Genomic DNA, 17,324 nt, shown 5'->3' with positions numbered 1-17,324 from the left:
CCACCGGTACGGGCACCACCCGGGAGAAGCGGCGATGACGAATCAGCGAGCAGTGGTGACGGCAGGGACCGGCGGTATCGGGTTGGAGACCGCCGTGGGGCTCGCCGCGGCCGGGTACGAGGTGACGGTCGTCGGGCGGGACGCGGAGCGCGGGAAACTCGCCGTGGACCGCGTCGACGCCCATGGAACCGGTGCCAGGGCGCGGTTCCTGTCCGCGGACCTGCTCTCCCTGACGTCCGTGCGGGCGCTGGCCGAGCGGGTGGCGGCCGAAGGGCGGGTGGCCGTGCTGGTCAACAACGTCGGCGCGATGTTCGACGAGCGCCGCCTCAGCCCGGAAGGGGTCGAGGCGACCTTCGCGCTCAACCACCTGTCCCCGTACCTCCTCACCGAACTGCTCCTGCCGAGCCTGCGGGACGGCGCGCCCAGCCGCGTCGTCAACGTCACCTCCGGCTCCGTCCGGATCGGGACCCGGCGGTTCGACGCGGCCGAGCCACCGGGTGGCTACTACGGGCTCCACGTCTACGGGCGCGCGAAACTCGCCAACCTCGTCCACACGCTCGACCTGGCGGAACGGCTGCGAGGAACCGGTGTCTCGGTCTTCGCCGCCGATCCCGGAGGCGCGGTCACGGACATGACCGCGGGCACCATGCGTTCCTCCCAGGTCGTCGCGCCGTGGCTGCGGCCCTTCTGGTTCCTCGTTCTCCGAGCGTTCCAGCGCACCACCGGGGGCACGCCGTCCGAAGCGGCGTGGTCGTCGATCGTCGCGGCCACCGACCCCGCGCTCGCCGAGCGGACCGGCCTGATCATCGGCCGCGACGGCCGACCGGTCAGCCCGCCGCGCGGCGTGACCGCGCCGGAACTCGTCCACGCCGTCCGGAACCTCAGCAGGCGACTCGCCCCGTGTTAGTCGGGTTACACCCGCGACGGTCTCGGGAACTTCGTCGACGGGTGGCGCGACACATCCGGACGTGAGAGCTGACAAGGCCGCGGTGTTCGGTTGCGGCGCAGGGGTGCTCGGTCTCGTGGTGCTCGTGGTGCTGGCGGGCGACGTGCACGAGGCCTTGGGGGACAGCGATCCCGGACGACTCGCCTCGCTGCTGTTCGCCGTGGTCCGGTTCTCCGCCGACGCCGCCGGGGTGGTCGCGGTGGGAGCGCTGGCGTTCGCGGTGTTCGTCGTGCCCGCGCGGCAGGGCGGGCGGTTGACGGCCGACGCGTTCGCCGCGGTGCGCACCGCGGCCGTGGCGGCCACCGCGTGGGTGTTCGCGGCACTCGCGGCGGTGCCGCTGTCGGCGGGAGACGCGTCCGGGCAGCCGATGGCGGTGGTGTGGGCGAACCTGCCCGCGTTGGTCGACGCCACCGAGGAACCCAAGGCGTGGCTGCTGGTGAGCGCGGCGGCACTGGTCGTGGCCGTGGGCGCGAGGTCGACGCTGACCTGGACCACGACCGTCCTGTGGTTCGTGATCGCCGTCGTCGGCCTGCTGCCGCCGGTGATCGCCGGTCACGTCTCCGTCGGCGCGTGGCACGACGTGGCCACCAACGCGATGGCGTGGCACATCCCGGCCGCGGGCGTGTGGGTGGGCGCGCTGGTCGCACTGCGGGCTTTCCTGCGCAGACCGGGATCTCGTGACCGGGACGTGGTGCTGCGCCGCTACCGCGGGCTCACGCTGGTGTGCCTGGGTGTCCTGGTCCTGAGTGGACTCATCTCCGGACTGGTCCTATCGGGCGGCTCGGTCGGCGGTTACGCGGCGCTGCTCGCCGCCAAGGTCGCCGCGTGCGCCGCGGTGCTCCTCCTGCGGCGCTGGAAGAACACCCGGTGGACGTTCGCGGTCGAACTCGTCGTCCTCTGCCTCACCATGGCGGCGTCGGTCGGGCTCACCCACCTGGTGCCGCCCGCGTTCCTCGCCGACCGGCCGTCGGTCCAGGAAACGGTGCTGGGCTACGACTTGCCGTCACCACCCACGGTGTCCGCGCTGCTGCTGGAGTGGCGGCCCGACCTGGTGCTCGGACTGGGCGCTGTCCTGCTGGCCGGGGCGTACCTCGTCGGGGTGCGGGCGCTGCGCCGTCGCGGTGACGCCTGGCAGGTCGGGCGCGTGGCGGCGTGGCTGTCGGGCTGCCTGGTGGTGCTGGTGACCACCTCGTCCGGCCTCGGCCGCCACTCGCCGGGCACCTTCAGCCTGCACATGGTCGCCCACATGTCGTTGACGATGCTCGCGCCGGTGCTGCTGGTGCTCGGCGGCCCGGTGACCCTGGCGTTGAGGACGTTGCCGCCAGGGCCGCGCGCGTGGCTGCTCGCGCTGACGCGCTCCAGGGCGGCTCGGATCGTGGGGCACCCCGCCGTCGCGGCGACCACCTTCGTCGCCTCGTTCTACGTGCTCTACTTCTCCGGCCTGTTCGGCGCGGCGATGCCCTTCCACTGGGCGCACCAGGTGATGAACCTGCACTTCCTGCTGTCGGGCTACGTCTTCTACTGGCTGGTGATCGGCGTGGACCGCCCACCGCACCCGCTGCCGCACCTGGCCCGGCTGGGGATGCTGTTCGCGGTCATGCCCTTCCACGCGTTCTTCGGCGTGATCCTGATGAGCGCCCAGACCGTGATCGCCGAGACCTACTACCGGAACCTGGGCCTGGCCTGGGTGCCGGACCTGCTCACCGACCAGCGGTTGGGCGGCGGCATCGCCTGGGCCACCGGCGAGATCCCCATGCTCGTCGTGGTCGTGGCCCTGCTGCGGCAGTGGGTCGCGGCCGACCGCCGTGAAGCGACCCGCACCGACCGCCGCCTCGACAGCGGTGAGGACGACCGGCTCGACGCCTACAACGCCATGCTCGCCGACCTGGTCAAGCGTGGGCACTAGGACAACCCGATTCGGAGTGACGACGATGACCGCATCGACGACCGACGCGCCCGCGCCGGTCGAACTGGCCGTGTCCGGCATGACGTGCGCCGCCTGCGCCGCCAGGATCGAGCGCAAGCTCAACAAGCTCAGCGGGGTGCACGCCTCGGTCAACTACGCCACCGAACGCGCCGTCGTGCACCTCCCGCCCGGCTTCGCCGCCGAGGACGCGGTGAAGGCGGTCCGCCACGCCGGGTACGACGCGCACGTGCGGCTCCGCACCGACGACAGCAGGGCGTTGCACACGGCCGCGGTCGACGACCTGCGGCGCCGTCTCGTCGTCGCGGCGCTGCTGGCGATCCCGTTGGGCAACCTGTCGATCACCCTCGCACTGGTGCCCGCGCTGCGCTTCACCGGGTGGGAGGCGCTGTGCGTGCTGCTGGCGCTGCCGGTGGTCGGCTACTCGGCGCTGCCCTTCCACCGGGCCGCGCTGCGGAACCTCCGCCACGGTTCGTCCAGCATGGACACACTGGTGTCGTTGGGGGTGCTCGCCTCGTTCGGGTGGGCGGTGTGGTCGATGCTCTTCGGGGTCGACGAACCCGGCTACTGGCTCGGGTTCGGCACGACGACCTCCGGCGCGGACGCGGTGTACCTCGAAGTCGCGGCGGGGGTGACCACGTTCCTGTTGGCGGGCAGGTACTTCGAGAGCCGGTCACGTCGAGGTGCGGTGGACCTGCTGTCCGCGTTGGCCGGGTTGGCGGTCAAGGACGTGCGGGTGCTGCGCGACGGTGCGGAGCACGTCGTTCCCGTCGCCGAACTGCGCGTCGGCGACCTGTTCGTCGTCAAACCCGGTGAGGGCGTCGCGGCGGACGGCGAGGTCGTCGACGGGTTCTCGGCCGTGGACGTCTCCGCGATCACCGGCGAGTCCGTTCCCGTCGAGGTCGAACCGGGCGTCCCCGTGGTCGGTGGGACGGTCAACCAGACCGGCAGGCTGGTCGTGCGCACCACCGGGGTCGGCGCCAACACGCAGCTCGCGCAGATGAGCGCGCTCGTGGAACAGGCCACGCAGCGCAAGTCGGCCGCGCAGCGCTCGGTCGACCGGGTGTGCGCGGTGTTCGTGCCGGTGGTGCTGGTCCTGGCGTTGGTGACCCTGGCGGGCTGGCTGCTCGGCGGGTTCGGGGTGCGGGAGGCGTTCGCCGCGGCCGTGTCGGTGCTGATCATCGCCTGCCCGTGCGCGCTGGGGTTGGCCACGCCGATGGCGTTGATGGTGGGCGTGGCCCGTGCCGCGCAGTTCGGCATCCTGATCAAGGGACCGGACGCGTTGGAGGCCACCCGAGCGGTGGACACCGTCGTGCTGGACAAGACCGGCACGGTCACCACCGGCCGGATGTCCGTTGTGGACACCACCTCGTTCAGCGGTGCTCCCGAAGCGGACGTGCTGCGCTGGGCGGGCGCCGTCGAGTCCGCTTCGGAACACCCGATCGCCGCGGCCGTGGTCCGGGCGGCGGACGAGGATCTTCCCGCGGTCTCGGCGTTCCGGGCGCTCGTCGGTGCCGGGGCTCGGGGTGAGGTCGACGGGCACCTGGTGGTGGTCGGCAACCTGAGGTCGATGACCGCCGAAGGCGTCCGGATTTCCGAGCCCGTGCACCGGTGGTTGGTGGCGGAGATGGCGTCCACCCGCGTGCTGGTGGCGCGCGACGGCGAGGTCGTCGGCGGGATCGCCGTGCGCGACACCGTCAAGCCGTCCGCGGCCGAGGCCGTGGCCCGCCTGCACCGCCTCGGTCTGCGCACCGTGCTGCTCACCGGCGACAACGCGGTGGTCGCCCGCGCGGTCGCCGACGAGATCGGCATCACCGACGTCATGGCCGACGTCCGCCCCGCCGACAAGGCCGCCGCGGTCGACGTGTTGCGGGAGAAGGGACACCGGGTCGCGGTGGTCGGCGACGGCGTCAACGACGGCCCCGCGCTCGCGGCAGCCGACCTGGGCATGGCGATGGCACGCGGCAGCGACATCGCCGTGCAGGCCGCCGACGTCGTCCTGGTGCGCGACGACCTCAACACCGTCCCGGACGCCATCGCACTGGCCAACCGAACCCTCGGCGTGATCAGGGGCAACCTCGCGTGGGCGTTCGGCTACAACGTGGCCGCCATCCCACTGGCCGCGTTCGGCCTCCTCAACCCCCTGGTCGCGGGCGCGGCCATGTCGCTGTCGTCGGTGCTCGTGGTGACCAACAGCCTGCTGTTGAGGAGCTTCGACCCCGACCGCTGACCCGCTTGGCGGGATCGCCTCGACGGCGACCCCGCCACTGGTGGGTGTTGATCAAGACCCCCTAGAACGCGTGGAGGTTGTCGCTCCTGCTGTCGTTCCGAACGGTGTGCGGTTCATAGATCCCCGAGCGTGCTGTGCGCCGCCAGCGCCGTGCGAGGTTCTCCTGACCGCCGTCGAGATCGACGATCGCCAGCTCCGGCTTCCCGCTCCCGGAGCAGCGGGCTTCCCAGTGCCCCGTAGGGGAGATCACGCCGGATGTCGCTCCCCGTGCGGGTGCCGCGTAGCTGACCCAGAAGCTGTTGGTGGCCGCGTGCCCGCGCGCTTCGGCGGCGGAGGGTTCGTCGTCGTCGTGCGTGGAGAACAGGACGCAGTCGACGTCGAGCCGTTCCTGTTCGAGGAAGAGTTCCGGGAAGTGGACCTCCATCCCGAGCAGCAGCCCGAATCGCAGACCGCCGACGGTGAACGTCCTGGTGCCCGTTTCGGGCGTGTACAGGTGATTGATCTTCGTGTTGGACAGCAACCGCTCGTCGTACCGCGTGACCAGCCGCCCCCGGTCGGAGATCACGTACAGGCTGTTGTGCGGGCGGTTGGGCGGTGTCAGGCGATGAGTGGAGCCGAGCACGGTCCACAGCCCCAGTTCCCCGGCCAGCGCCGCGATGTCCGCCAGCTCCCGATCCAGCGCGTCCCAGGAGAACAACTCCCAGTTCGCCGGGCCGGACTCGGCGGGCTCGCCCCCGCAGAGGCGGTACTTGTCGGGAAGGCAGGTCGCGCTCTCGGGGAAGTGCACCAGGGTCGCACCGGCTTCGCGCGCCTCGCGCATCAGCCGCCGTACATCGCTTCCGCTGTCACGGAGTTCGGTGTCGTCGCGAGGGCCCTCGCGCAGAACGGTCTGCGCCACGGCCAGTCGCACGTGCTTGGTTTCCGGCATGGGGTCTCCTGTCGGAGTCGACCGGAAGTGCCTGAGGGCAGTCGTGTAGGACTGGCCGGTCTTGGCCGCGCGGGCTCGAACCCGGCGCTTGAAATTCCTGTTCGCCGTCATCAGGTCCTTCCGGATCTCGGACGACGATCCCCCAGCGACCTGTACGTCCGAGACGGACGGGACCACGACAGCGACCCGAGACGAGAAGTCCCTTCGCCTCCACACCAGGACTGCGCTGGGGACAGTCGATGGAGGTCGGGCGTGAGCCACGCCGGACTCGACGGTAGCGGCACCACGTGATCGGGTCAACGTCCTGTCACGCGGGTGCTGTTGCCCACGGCCATCAGGGAAACAGCTTCCAGTGCCCCTCGGAGACGACCTCGACGCCGCCGTCGGTCACCTTGATGGCCGTCTGGTCGTCGATCGCGTACGCCGGACCCGCGATCTCGGCCGCCCACCTCTCGGCGGCGGCCACGGTGTTGTCCGGCAGGTGGCCCAGGTGCGGGAAGATCGAGAAGTCGACGACCCCGAGCGTGCTGTCGCCGCCGTCGGGTGGCGTCCACTCGACGAAGTCCGCCACCGCCTACGGGAAATTGATCGGCCCCTGGTTGAAACCCGTCAGCGACGGGGGAACCATGTCGTTCGCCTTGTCCGCCATCGGCAGGAACACGGCGAGCAGGAAGATCAGGAACACGATCAGCCCGATGACGCCCGCCACCACCTGGAAGCTGACGTAGCGGTTGGCGGCACGCCCGATCGAGTCCTCCCTGGCCGGTGCCTTCGGCTCCAGGAGGGATCGCTTCGCCGCGGCGAACTCCGCGTCGGACAAGGCTCCCGACTGACGCAGGCGATCGAGTTTCCCCAGTTCATCGGCCATGCTCATGGCTATCCCCCCTCAGCCGGAACGTGGATCTTAACCGGACGGCGACGTGGCAGGAGGCCGATCAGCCGATCAGGTCCGGGTGGAGTTCCCGGAGTCCGGCCAGCACGGCCGGTGGCTCGCCGGGGTACACGACGCCCAACCGTTGAGTCGCCCTGGTCATGGCGACGTACAGGTCGTTGGGCGCGGCGTCGAGGATCGCCGCCGGGTCGGCGATCAGGACCGAGTCGAACTCCAAACCCTTGGCCTGGTCGGGAGTGAGCAGCACGACCGGGCCGGTCAGGTCCGCCGGGGTGGTGGACAGCGCGGTGGCCAGGGGCTCGATGTGGGCGGTCGGGGCGATGATCGCGAGTTGGCCGTCGGTGTGCGCTGCGGCGAGGGTGGCGACGGTGGTGATCAGGTCGGCGTGGGTGGTGCCGACGCGCCACGGTTGTTCACCGGTGGAGCGGACCGACCGGGGTGGAGGTGTTCCGGGGTGGTGTGCGGCGAGCAGGTCCGCGGTGGCGGCCATGATCTCCGCCGGGGTGCGGTAGTTGACGCCGAGCGGGGCGAGCCGCCACCGGTCCCGCACGTGCGGTCGCAGCACGCGGTCCCACGACGAGGCGCCCGCTGGGCTGCCGGTCTGGGCGAGATCGCCGACGACGGTCATCGACCTGCTGGGGCACCGGCGCATCAGCATCCGCCAGGCCATCTCGGACAGCTCCTGCGCCTCGTCGACGACCACGTGCCCGAACGTCGCGTGGCCGTCGACGGAACCGATCAGGCCTGCCGCTTCGTCCAGCAGCGGGACGTCCGCGGCGCTCCAGCCGTCAGCCCGCTCGCCGAGGAGGTCCGACACCACGCGCTCCGGGGTCAGCGCGGGCCACAGCTCGTCGAGCGCGGCCTGGACGCCCGCGTCGGCGAGCAGCGAGTCCCGCAGGCCTGCCCGGTCGTTCTCGTCCAGCAGGGTCCTCGGGCCGCCGGGGTCGTCCTGGTCGACCACGAAACCCGCGGCGGCCAGCGCGCGCAGATCGGCCGCGCCGAGCCTGCCGTCCGGGTCGCCGCCGTCGATCGCCTCGCCGGTGTCGGTGAGCACGACCGCCTCCATCCCCTCCGCCAGGCGCTGGGCGAGCACGTCCACGACCTCGCGCTGGAAGACCAACCTGGCCTGGTTGTGCGGAAGTCCGGTCCGCCTGGCCTTCCGCGCGGCACGGGCGAGGTCGCTCGGGTCGAGCCGCAGCACCTGCTGCTCGAACTCGACGTCGACCGGGTGGTCCGGTGCCTGGACCCGCGACCGCACCGCCGCCGCCAGCCGTTCGGCCATCACCGCGCCGCCCTTGGCCGCGACGACCTCCGGCGGGTCCACCCGGCTGACCTCGACGCCCGGTCGCAGGTCGGCGATGGTGGTGGTCACCACGCTGTTCTCGCCGAGCCCCGGCAGCACCTGGCCGATGTAGTCGAGGAAGATCCGGCTGGGGCCCACCACCAGGACACCGCGGGTGCGCAGGTGCGGACGGGTGTAGAGCAGGTACGCGACCCGGTGCAGCGCGACGGCCGTCTTCCCCGTGCCTGGCCCGCCCTGCACCACCAGCACCCCACCCGATCCGTGCCGGACGATCCGGTCCTGTTCGGCCTGGAGGGTGGTCACGATGTCGTGCATCCGCCCGGTCCGCTCCGCGGTCACCGCCGCCAGCAACGCCGCCTCGCCGACCAGGCCGTCGTCGCCCGCGCCGTCCAGGTCCAGCAACTCGTCGTTCAGCGCGACGACGGTCCGGCCCCGCGTGGTGATGCGCCGCCGTCGCCGCACCCCGTCCGGAGCCGCCGCCGTCGCGGTGTAGAACGCACGGGCCGCAGGCGCGCGCCAGTCCACCAGCAGCGGGTCACCGCCCTGGTCCGGGAACAGGCTGAGCCTGCCGACGTGCACGCGGCGGCCGTCGTGCGTGTCCAGCCGCCCGAAGCACAACCCCTGCTCCACCGCGTCCAGTCGGGCCACCTCCGCCCGCCACACCGCCGCGGTCTCCCGATCCCCACCGGCCAGCCGCTCGGCCGCCTCCTCGCGCAGCGCGTCCAGACGGACGTACAGCGCCGCCACGTACTCCTGCTCGACGTCGATCTCCCTACCGGCCACGCGTTCCCCCAGGTCAGCGATCAGTGCCGTCGAGCGTGCACCGCGATTTCGGGGAAGAACAGTCTTGTTCTTCCCCGCTCCTCGGACGCCGCGTCCGAATGGGGGAAAATTGTCGGCACGGAGGTGTCGTATCCGCCGGACCGGTGACGACCACCTGGTGAACCGCCACCAGGGCGGTTCACCCACCAGGAGGAAACAGTGAAGTACCTGATCCTGATGCAGGTCGACCCGGCGGTGCTGGAGCGGCTCACCGACGAGCAGCAGACGCGGATCCACGAGGGGCACGCCGCGTTCATGGCCGTCACGAAGGAACGCGGTGAGTTCATCGCGACGCAGGCCCTGGCCGACCCCAGCCGGTCGAAGGTCATCCGCAGCACCGGCGGGCAGCCCGAGGTGACCGACGGGCCGTTCGTCGAGAGCAAGGAGTTCATGGGCGGCTTCTACCTCGTCGACGTCGAGGACGAGGCTCGAGCGGTGGAGCTGGCGAAGCAGATCCCCGACGCGACGATCCCCGGCCTCGCCCTCGAACTGCGGCCGGTGATGTTCGCCGACCTGGGGAACGAGTGACCGCTGGGACCCCGGTGGGCGAGGACCTGTGGCGTGAACTCACGCGGCAGGTCCTCGCCCGGTTGCTGCGCGCCTACGGCAGCGCCCGGTTCGACCGGTGCGAGGACGCCGTCCAGGAGGCGCTCCTGCAAGCGCACCAGCAGTGGCCGGGGCGGTTCCCCGACGACCCGTTGGGCTGGCTGACCGTGACCGCTCGCCGCCGGTACGCCGACCAGGCCCGCAGCGACGCCCGACGTCGGGACCGCGAGACCCGCACCGCGTCGGAGTTCCCGCCGGAGGCCGTCCAGACCGACGACTCGCTGCTGGTGCTGCAACTGTGCTGCCACCCGGACCTGCCGCGCTCCGGGCAGGTCGCGCTGACCCTGCGGGCGGTCGCCGGACTGACCACGGCCCAGATCGCCACGGTCTACCAGGTCCCCGAGGCCACCATCGCCCAGCGGATCACGCGGGCCAAGCGCCGCGTGTCCCAGCTCGGCCCGCCGCCCGCTCCCACGGCCGAGCGGATCACCGCCGTGCTGGACGTGCTGTACGTGATGTTCACCGAGGCCCACCACACGACCACCGGCGCACCACCTCACGACGCGGACCTCGCGGCCGAGGCGGTGCACCTGACCCGGCTCCTCCTGCGCGGCCTGCCCGACTCCACCGAGGTTGCCGGTCTTCTGGCCCTGATGCTGCTCACCGAGGCCCGCCACCCGGCCCGAGTCGGACCGGACGGACGCCTCCGGCCGTTGGACGAGCAGGACCGGGCGCTGTGGAGCAGGGACCTGATCACCGAGGGCGTCGCGCTGGTCGAACGAGCCACGCCCGGCGCCCGCCCCTGCCCGTACCTGCTCCAGGCCTGCATCGCGGCCCTGCACGCCGAGGCCCCCGACACCGCGACGACGGACTGGGTCGAGGTCCTCGCGCTCTACCGGCTGCTCGAACTCGTCACCGGCCACACCAACCCCACGATCACCCTCAACCGCGTCGTCGCCCAGGCCATGGTCGACGGACCCGACACCGCACTCGCCCACCTCGCCGAACTGGAGGCCGAACACCCCCACCTGCCCAGGCTCGACGCCGTCCGCGCCCACCTGCTGGAGCGAGCGGGCCGCACCGCCGACGCGGCGAACGCCTACCGGCGAGCCATCGCCACCACCGTCAACCTCGCCGAGCAACAGCACCTCAGGCACCGCCTGCGCCGGCTTTCCAGTGTGGACGGGTGAGAAGTGTCGGATCGGGGCGGTGGTGTTCGTGGTCCTGGTAACCACAGGAGAGGATCTGCGCATGCGATACCTGGTTTCGGTGATCGACGACAAGGACGACCCCGGCAGCACCGACCGGCAGCCTCACATCAGCGCGTTCAACGAACGCCTGATCGCCGACGGCTACTGGGTCTTCGCGGGTGGGCTCGCGGACACCGACGCGGCGACGGTCGTCGACAACCGGGGGGAGCGGGCGGTGTTCAGCGATGGGCCGTTCGTGGAGTCGAAGGAGTACCTCGCGGGTGTCTGGGTGTGGGAGGCGCCTGATCTGGACGTGGCGCTCGAACTCGCCGCCGAGGCGTCGAAGGCGTGCGATCGGAAGATCGAGGTGCGGCCGTTCCAGTGAGTGACGTGGAGGAGGCGATCACCCGTGTGCACCACGAGGAGTGGGCACGGGTGGTCGCCGCGCTGACCAGGCGGTTCGGTGACCTCGACCTCGCGGAGGAGGGGGCAGCCGAGGCGTTCGCGACCGCCGTCGAACGGTGGCCCGCCGACGGCGTGCCGCCCAACCCCGGCGCCTGGCTGACCATCACCGCCACCCGCAAGGCCATCGACCGGATCCGGCGGGAGAACAAGCGCGACGACAAGCACCGGGAGGCCCTGGTGGCGCACGACGACGACCCGCCCGAGCCCCTGGGCGCCATCGACGACGACCGGCTCCGGCTGATCTTCACCTGCTGCCACCCGGCGCTGGCGGTGGAGGCCCGCCTGGCGTTGACGCTGCGCCTGGTCGGCGGGCTGACCATGCCCGAGATCGCCCGCGCCTTCCTGGTGGCCGAGAGCGCGATGGGCCAGCGGATCACCCGTGCGAAGGCCAAGATCAAGGCCGCCCGCATCCCCTACCGGATCCCGTCCGCCGAGGACCTCCCCGCGCGCGTCACCGGCGTGCTCGCCGTGCTGTTCCTGGTCTTCAACGAGGGCTACCTGGCGACCGGGCCCGACACCGATCCGGTGCGCCACGACCTGACCGCCGAGGCGATCCGGCTCACCCGCCTGATCCGCGCCCTCCTGCCGGACGACGGTGAGGTGACCGGTCTGCTGGCGCAGATGCTCCTCACCGAGGCCCGCCGCGCCGCCCGCGTTTCGGCGAGCGGTGAACTCGTCGCCCTCGACGAGCAGGACCGCGGGGCCTGGGACGCGACGCTGATCGCCGAAGGCCACGGGCTGGTGCGCGAACGCCTCGCCGCTGCCGCCGCCGGGGTGGCTCCGGGGCGCTACCAGGTCCTCGCCGCGATCAACGCCGTGCACACGTCCGCGCGCGACATCCGCGACACCGACTGGTCGCAGGTCCTCGCCCTCTACGACCGGCTCGTGCGCCTCGACCCGTCACCGATCGTCGCCCTCAACCGGGCCATCGCGGTCGCCGAACTCGACGGCCCGGAGGTGGCGCTGGCGGCCGTCGACCGCCTCGAGGACAGGTTGGCCGACTACCACGCCTTCCACGCCACCCGCGCCGACCTGCTGCGCAGGCTGGGCCGGAGCGGGCAGTCGCGCACGGCGTACGACAGGGCGATCGGGCTGGCGGGCAACACCGCCGAGACCGCCTACCTGACCCGCCGCCGCGACCAACTGCGGTAGCGCCGGTCCACCCCATGCCACAGCCTTCCCGAGCGTGTCGCGACACCGCCTGCGAACTCCTCCTGATGGTCGGGCTCCCCGGCGCGGGGAAGACCACTCGTGCCAGGGAACTCGCCGCCGCGCACGACGCGCTGCGCCTGACCCCGGACGAGTGGATGATCTCCCTGTTCGACGGCACGCAGCCCGACGGGAAGCGCGACCTGGTGGAAGGACGGCTCATCGCGCTGGCCCTGCGGGCGCTGAGCGTGGGCACTGACGTCGTGCTGGACTTCGGGCTCTGGGGTCGTGACGAGCGGTCGGCGTTGCGCTGGCTGGCCGTCTCGGTCGGGGCGTCCTGCCGAGTGGTCTACCTGCCCGTCGCCGAGGACGTCCAGCGCGCCCGGATCGCCCACCGCCAGGCCACCGCGCCGCACACCACGTTCCCGATGGCCGAGGCCGACATCGGCGTGTGGCGAGACCAGTTCCAGGCCCCCGACGCCGCCGAACTACGTGGCGGCCCAACGATTCCGAACCCGCCGTCGGGATGGACCGGCTGGCAGGCGTGGGCCGTCGACCGCTGGCCGTCGCTCGACCTCGAACCGCCAGGGGCCTCCTGAATCCAGGGCAGGCGGTTCAGGAAGACCCGGTGAAGTCGAGGATCCGGGCAGTGACGAGATCCGGTTCCTGCAAGGTCAGCATGTGCGTAGTCCTGGGCACGATCTCCGTGCGGATGTCTGGGTTGAGCGGTTCGAGGCGCGCGACGACCTCGTGCGGGCGGTGGATGTTGCTGCGTCCGGCTAGGACGATCAGGGTGGGCACCTCGATCGCGCGCAGTTCGTCGTCGGTGAACAGGTGCTGCGGGGGAAGGCGCGCCCGGTACTTGAAGCCGCTGAACAGCAGCGGGCGGAAGGTGTGGCGCACGGCCGGATCGCCGGACGTGATTCGGCGGAGGATCGTCGCGGGCCAGGGCCCGGACCAGGGCTCCGGCCCACCTCGCGGTGGGGATGGAGGCCGACGCGCTGGCGGCCATGACCGCGGGCCTGCTGACCGGGATGCTGGTCAACGCCTACGACACCGACCAGGCGACAGCCGTCATCGACTACCGGCTCGACGGGTTGTTCACCGGGCCATGACGGTCACCAGTCCGCGACCCTCGGGGTCAGCGCGTCTTCACGGGCGTCGGTCGTCGCGGCGTTCGGATTGGGGTACACGCGCACCGAGTCGCTCATGGTCAGGTAGTCCGACGGCGGAGTGGCCGGACCGGCGACCGTGAGCAGGGTCGGAGCGGGCTTGTCGTTGAACGACCGTTCGAGCGCCATGCTGTTCCCGACCGCGATCTTGGCACCGAGTTCGACCGCGAGGTCGTGCCCGGCCCTGGCCTGCCAGCCACCTTCCCACATGGCTCCGGCGAGCACGGGCACCAGCAGGTGGGTGACGCCCGCCGCCACGATGTTCCGCTGGTGTTCCCTCCTGTTGAGGTCCTCGCAGATCTGGACGCCGAACCGGCCGCAGCGCGATTCCACCACCGTGATCGTCCGGGTGTGCGGAATCCTTTCGTCCCGCTTGCCCCCGAGGTCGAGGCCGAGGTCCTGCTGCTTCTGGGCCGTGAAGCAGAAACCGGAGTTCTTGTCCTGGACCAACAGCGGTCGACCTCGGCCGTGGCGGTGCACCAGCACCGCTCGATTCGTCAGCCGGTCCGTGTTCGGGTGCGGAGCCACGCCCAGCACCGGCCCCGAGCCGAGCAGCAACCACGTCAACGCGCTCCCGTCCGGGCGAGGGGTGGTCCGCAGCAGGTCCAGCCAGGCTTCGAGCAGTTCGTCGTCAAGACTTGCCTCCGGCAGGAAGCCGAGCGCGGCGCCGCTGTGGTCCAGCGCGCTCAGCGCTTCGGCCAGGTGCGGGCGAAGGCGATCCGCGGCCGGTCCAACGGTGTAGAAACCCTGGGAGGACTCCTCCGTGAGAGTCCACCGGAGATCGTCGCCATCGGCGAGGAACGGCAGTTGCGCCACGACGAGGGGTGCGGGCGGATCGAGTTCGCCCGGTTCGTGGAGGGTCTCCAGGTCGGGCAGGTCGTAGACCTCCGGCACGACCTCGATCTGCAGGTCGGAGCTGATGTGGGCGGGCACCCGCAGCAGGTTGAGGAAGCCGTCCAGGTGCTCCCGGTCCTCGTGGGGTCGCAGCCACGAAGCCCTCTTGAACAGGAGCAACCCGCTCGTCTCGTCGTTCAGCCGCCCGGTCAGCGTCAGGCGGACCGCGAGGTCGTCCAGCACGCCGGACCCCACGAAGCCGAACTGCTTGCTCGCGTGCAGCAGGGCCAGGTCGAGCCCGAGGAGGACTCCGAACAGGTGGGAGTCGTGGCTCACCTGCGGCGGCGTCCACCACTCGCCGAGCGACCCGGTCACCTCGACCTCCAGGCGCACCCGTCCGGCGATGTCCTGCACCTCGTCCACCGTCGACCACTCGGTGAGCAGATCGGCGTGGACGTGGTGCAGCCGGTCGTAGAGGTTGACGAACGCGTCAGCGGGATCCATACTTAACACTTCCTTGATAATGGAGGCGGGAACGATGGTCCCTCGAACGAGATCGGCGCAGATCCACTCGGCCACGAATCGCTCGGAAGCGGCCACGACGGCCGTCGGTGAGCGCGCGACGACCGGTCTCGAACGCGGCCTCGACGTCTGGGCCTCTCGGTTGAAGGAGGAGACCGGGGAGGGGAAGGTCCTCGGCGAGCAGGCGATGGTGGACCGCTGGGCTTCCGCGGTCAGCCGTTGGCTCATGGACGCGGCCCTGCTGGCCGACATCCCGAACCTGCGCGCGGCTCTGGAGACCCTGCGCGAAGCCGTCCTGCGACTCGACCCCGAGGGCCCCACCGCGCGGCTCGAGGCCGCGGTCGTCACCCTGGCCGAAGTGGCTCGCGCCGGTCTCGACCGCGCCCGGCAGAACGAGGTCGTCGACGCCCTCGACCCGAACTCCTGGGCCGCGCGCATGCTGATCCTCGCGCACGAGAGACCGCACATCACCAGCGCCGAGATCGTCACCGACCTCGGCGCCCACGAGGCCCAGATCAGCCGCAGCGGACGAACGTTGATCGAACAGGGGTTGCTGGTCAAGAACCGCCACGGGCGGTTGAAGGGCTGGCACACCACCCCTCGGGGAGCCGTGGCCGCGCAGCGGCTCGCCACCCGCGGAAATGGCTGACGTCCGCGCGTCGAAAAAGCCGACCTGATCTGGTAAGCGAAAGCGCGCTCCACCGCGCCGCGACCGAATGGTCATCATCACCTCCCGACGTCCGACACCTCCTAGTCGTCATGGCGCGTCCATCGGTTACGCGCTCACATCGCTCGAAGTGAGTGGGTTTTCGGGGGGTGAGTGCTATTGGCGGTGCGTGTTGTCGTCCGTCCTGGCCTGCGCGATCGTGCTCGGGAAGCGCAGATTCACCAATTCGGGTGACGGTCCGGCGGTGAACGCTGTCGGCATTGCCTACGGCCCGGATGTTCCCGTCTTCCTACTGGCCACTTTTTGTCCCCTTTTCGCCCGGCGCGATATCCGCGCAAAGGGTGGAATGGCCGGGGACGGCCACTCGAAAGCGGCCGTCCCCGAGGTCGTCCTGAAGTGTTAGCGGTTTGCGCCCTGGGGCTGGACCCGTTCGAACCGCACTCGGTTCAGCCAGCCGGGGAGGTCGCTGAGGACGTACAGCTCGCCGTGCACGTCGGTGCCGATCGCGGTCGGCTGGGTGGGGAAGTTGCCGATCGTGGCGGACTCGTAGCCGCCGTCGGACCTGGGGCGCACGGCGAACACGCGGGTCGAGCAGTAGTCGCTCGCGACGTACGTGCCCCACGCCTCCGGGGTCCGGGACCCCCGGTACACCACGCCGCCGGTCACCGAGCAGTTGTCGTTGTAGTGGTCGTACTCGAAGACCGGATCGGTGTACTTCACGCCCGGCCTGCACTGCTGCGGGTCGAACACCGGGGTGCCCTCCCGGCAGGACCAGCCGAGGTTCGCCCCGCCCTGCCACGGGCGGACGTGGTTGACCTCCTCGACCAGGCCCTGGCCGACGTCACCGATCCACAGCGAGCCGTCGACCGGGTCGACGGAGAACCGCCACGGGTTGCGCAGGCCGTAGAGCCAGATCTCCGGTCGCGCGCCCGGAACGCGGACGAACGGGTTGTCGGAGGGGACGCAGTAGGGCTTCGCCCCGCAGGCGCGGTTGACGTCGATCCGCACGATCTTGCCGAGCAGGGTGCCGAGGTTCTGCCCGGACTTGAACGGGTCGTTCGCGTTGCCGCCGTCGCCGAGTGACCAGTAGAGGTAGCCGTCGCGGCCGAACACCACCTGCCCGCCGTTGTGGTTGCCGTACTCGGCGTGCTCCTGGGTGAGCAGCACCTGCAAGCGTTCAGGAGCGCCGATCGGCACCCGCGCCAGGGTCAGCGCGCCGGCGGGCAGGCTCGTGTACGCCACGTAGACGATCCCGGTCCGCGCGAAGTTCGGCGCGGGCGCGATGCCCAGGAGGCCGCGCTCGTTGTCCGACGTGTCGATCCGGGCGGTCAGGTCGAGCACCGGCGCGGCCGCCAGTCCGGTGTCGGGGTGGTAGGCGCGGACGGTGCCGTCCTTCTCCGCGATCAGCATCCGGCCGTCGGCCAGCCCGGTGATCGCGACCGGACGCCGCAGGCCGGACGCCACCTGTTCGGACACCACGGTCAGTTCGGTGAGCGGCACCGCGCGGGGTGTACCGGCCGCGGCTGTGCCGCCCACGACCAGTTGGGGTAAGAGGAACGCGGACAGGACCAGGATGAGCAGACCGGCGGGCAGGGTGGCCGGGCGACAGCGTTGTCGCAGCATGGTTCGGCTCCTCGAGCAGGGGGGAGGGCGCATTCTGGGAGCGCTCCCAACGTACCGCGACTTCCCGACCACAGCCAGCCACCGTCCTGCCTCCTCCGGTCGGAGGGGCCG

The 17,324-nt window shown here is 71.2% G+C and carries 17 protein-coding genes; 10 read left to right on the top strand and 7 right to left on the bottom strand.

What is annotated here, in order from left to right; all coding sequences use genetic code 11:
* The first annotated feature begins 55 nt into the window (after positions 1-55).
* The 3 genes from NZH93_RS08645 to NZH93_RS08635 all read left to right on the top strand — a co-directional run bounded on the left by NZH93_RS08645 (position 56) and on the right by NZH93_RS08635 (position 5,100).
* On the top strand, positions 56-907 hold the full coding sequence (locus NZH93_RS08645; protein WP_259622436.1) for an SDR family NAD(P)-dependent oxidoreductase: 852 nt from the start codon (positions 56-58) through the stop codon (positions 905-907).
* A gap of 61 nt (positions 908-968) precedes the next feature.
* Positions 969-2,852: a cytochrome c oxidase assembly protein gene (locus tag NZH93_RS08640; protein WP_259622435.1), complete on the top strand. Its 1,884-nt coding sequence runs from the start codon at positions 969-971 to the stop codon at positions 2,850-2,852.
* 25 nt (positions 2,853-2,877) lie between these two features.
* The gene (locus tag NZH93_RS08635; protein ID WP_259622434.1) at positions 2,878-5,100 is read left to right on the top strand and encodes a heavy metal translocating P-type ATPase; all 2,223 of its coding nucleotides are present in this window, start codon (positions 2,878-2,880) and stop codon (positions 5,098-5,100) included.
* Between the two features lie 61 nt (positions 5,101-5,161).
* On the opposite strand, the gene NZH93_RS08630 is transcribed toward NZH93_RS08635, so the two are convergent.
* The 4 genes from NZH93_RS08630 to NZH93_RS08615 form a co-directional block, all read right to left on the bottom strand.
* Positions 5,162-6,028: a carbon-nitrogen hydrolase family protein gene (locus tag NZH93_RS08630; RefSeq protein WP_259622433.1), complete on the bottom strand. Its 867-nt coding sequence runs from the start codon at positions 6,026-6,028 to the stop codon at positions 5,162-5,164.
* 334 nt (positions 6,029-6,362) lie between these two features.
* Positions 6,363-6,599 (bottom strand): type 1 glutamine amidotransferase family protein, encoded by a 237-nt coding sequence (locus tag NZH93_RS08625; protein ID WP_259622432.1) that lies wholly within the window; start codon positions 6,597-6,599, stop codon positions 6,363-6,365.
* A gap of 3 nt (positions 6,600-6,602) precedes the next feature.
* Positions 6,603-6,896, bottom strand: a complete 294-nt coding sequence (locus NZH93_RS08620; protein ID WP_259622431.1) for an SHOCT domain-containing protein — start codon at positions 6,894-6,896, stop codon at positions 6,603-6,605.
* A gap of 67 nt (positions 6,897-6,963) precedes the next feature.
* The gene (locus tag NZH93_RS08615; protein ID WP_259622430.1) at positions 6,964-9,006 is read right to left on the bottom strand and encodes a HelD family protein; all 2,043 of its coding nucleotides are present in this window, start codon (positions 9,004-9,006) and stop codon (positions 6,964-6,966) included.
* Positions 9,007-9,204: 198 nt separating this feature from the next.
* Between NZH93_RS08615 and NZH93_RS08610 the strand changes: the two genes are divergently transcribed.
* The 5 genes from NZH93_RS08610 to NZH93_RS08590 all read left to right on the top strand — a co-directional run bounded on the left by NZH93_RS08610 (position 9,205) and on the right by NZH93_RS08590 (position 12,994).
* On the top strand, positions 9,205-9,573 hold the full coding sequence (locus tag NZH93_RS08610; RefSeq protein ID WP_259622429.1) for a YciI family protein: 369 nt from the start codon (positions 9,205-9,207) through the stop codon (positions 9,571-9,573).
* Complete coding sequence (locus NZH93_RS08605) at positions 9,570-10,781, top strand: RNA polymerase sigma factor (RefSeq protein WP_259622428.1); 1,212 nt, start codon at positions 9,570-9,572, stop codon at positions 10,779-10,781. Before NZH93_RS08610 ends, NZH93_RS08605 begins: the two co-directional genes overlap by 4 nt.
* Positions 10,782-10,842: 61 nt before the next feature.
* Positions 10,843-11,166, top strand: a complete 324-nt coding sequence (locus tag NZH93_RS08600; protein ID WP_259622427.1) for a YciI family protein — start codon at positions 10,843-10,845, stop codon at positions 11,164-11,166.
* Entirely contained in the window at positions 11,163-12,398 is a 1,236-nt protein-coding gene (locus NZH93_RS08595; protein ID WP_259622426.1) for an RNA polymerase sigma factor, read from the top strand. Before NZH93_RS08600 ends, NZH93_RS08595 begins: the two co-directional genes overlap by 4 nt.
* A gap of 65 nt (positions 12,399-12,463) precedes the next feature.
* A complete protein-coding gene (locus NZH93_RS08590) occupies positions 12,464-12,994 on the top strand; it encodes a P-loop nucleotide/nucleoside kinase family protein (protein ID WP_259622425.1) in 531 nt (176 codons plus the stop codon).
* Between the two features lie 16 nt (positions 12,995-13,010).
* Here the strand turns inward: NZH93_RS08590 and NZH93_RS08585 are convergent, their stop codons facing one another.
* Positions 13,011-13,298 (bottom strand): alpha/beta fold hydrolase, encoded by a 288-nt coding sequence (locus NZH93_RS08585; RefSeq protein ID WP_259622424.1) that lies wholly within the window; start codon positions 13,296-13,298, stop codon positions 13,011-13,013.
* An 83-nt stretch (positions 13,299-13,381) separates the two neighbouring features.
* Here NZH93_RS08585 and NZH93_RS08580 point away from each other — a divergent pair, with 83 nt between their 5' ends.
* Positions 13,382-13,510, top strand: a complete 129-nt coding sequence (locus NZH93_RS08580; protein WP_259622423.1) for a hypothetical protein — start codon at positions 13,382-13,384, stop codon at positions 13,508-13,510.
* 3 nt (positions 13,511-13,513) lie between these two features.
* Here NZH93_RS08580 and NZH93_RS08575 read toward each other — a convergent pair whose 3' ends face one another.
* Positions 13,514-14,905 carry a carbon-nitrogen hydrolase family protein gene (locus NZH93_RS08575; protein ID WP_259622422.1) on the bottom strand — a complete coding sequence of 464 codons (1,392 nt, stop codon included), beginning with the start codon at positions 14,903-14,905 and terminating at the stop codon, positions 13,514-13,516.
* 34 nt (positions 14,906-14,939) lie between these two features.
* Here NZH93_RS08575 and NZH93_RS08570 point away from each other — a divergent pair, with 34 nt between their 5' ends.
* Positions 14,940-15,572: a MarR family transcriptional regulator gene (locus tag NZH93_RS08570; RefSeq protein WP_259622421.1), complete on the top strand. Its 633-nt coding sequence runs from the start codon at positions 14,940-14,942 to the stop codon at positions 15,570-15,572.
* 417 nt (positions 15,573-15,989) lie between these two features.
* Here the strand turns inward: NZH93_RS08570 and NZH93_RS08565 are convergent, their stop codons facing one another.
* Complete coding sequence (locus NZH93_RS08565; protein WP_259622420.1) at positions 15,990-17,213, bottom strand: PQQ-dependent sugar dehydrogenase; 1,224 nt, start codon at positions 17,211-17,213, stop codon at positions 15,990-15,992.
* Positions 17,214-17,324 lie beyond the last annotated feature (111 nt).

The sequence above is a fragment of the Umezawaea endophytica genome (genome assembly GCF_025061645.1).
Classification (GTDB): domain Bacteria; phylum Actinomycetota; class Actinomycetes; order Mycobacteriales; family Pseudonocardiaceae; genus Umezawaea; species Umezawaea endophytica.
Note: the sequence above shows the minus strand (reverse complement) of the source record. Positions and strands in the feature narration are given on the sequence as shown.

Coding starts and splice junctions, on each gene's coding strand:
- NZH93_RS08635 (WP_259622434.1), top strand. CDS start 2,878: ATGACCGCATCGACGACCGACGCGCCCGCGCCGGTCGAACTGGCCGTG.
- NZH93_RS08630 (WP_259622433.1), bottom strand. CDS start 6,028: ATGCCGGAAACCAAGCACGTGCGACTGGCCGTGGCGCAGACCGTTCTG.
- NZH93_RS08620 (WP_259622431.1), bottom strand. CDS start 6,896: ATGGCCGATGAACTGGGGAAACTCGATCGCCTGCGTCAGTCGGGAGCC.
- NZH93_RS08600 (WP_259622427.1), top strand. CDS start 10,843: ATGCGATACCTGGTTTCGGTGATCGACGACAAGGACGACCCCGGCAGC.
- NZH93_RS08590 (WP_259622425.1), top strand. CDS start 12,464: ATGGTCGGGCTCCCCGGCGCGGGGAAGACCACTCGTGCCAGGGAACTC.
- NZH93_RS08580 (WP_259622423.1), top strand. CDS start 13,382: ATGGAGGCCGACGCGCTGGCGGCCATGACCGCGGGCCTGCTGACCGGG.
- NZH93_RS08575 (WP_259622422.1), bottom strand. CDS start 14,905: ATGGATCCCGCTGACGCGTTCGTCAACCTCTACGACCGGCTGCACCAC.
- NZH93_RS08570 (WP_259622421.1), top strand. CDS start 14,940: ATGGTCCCTCGAACGAGATCGGCGCAGATCCACTCGGCCACGAATCGC.
- NZH93_RS08565 (WP_259622420.1), bottom strand. CDS start 17,213: ATGCTGCGACAACGCTGTCGCCCGGCCACCCTGCCCGCCGGTCTGCTC.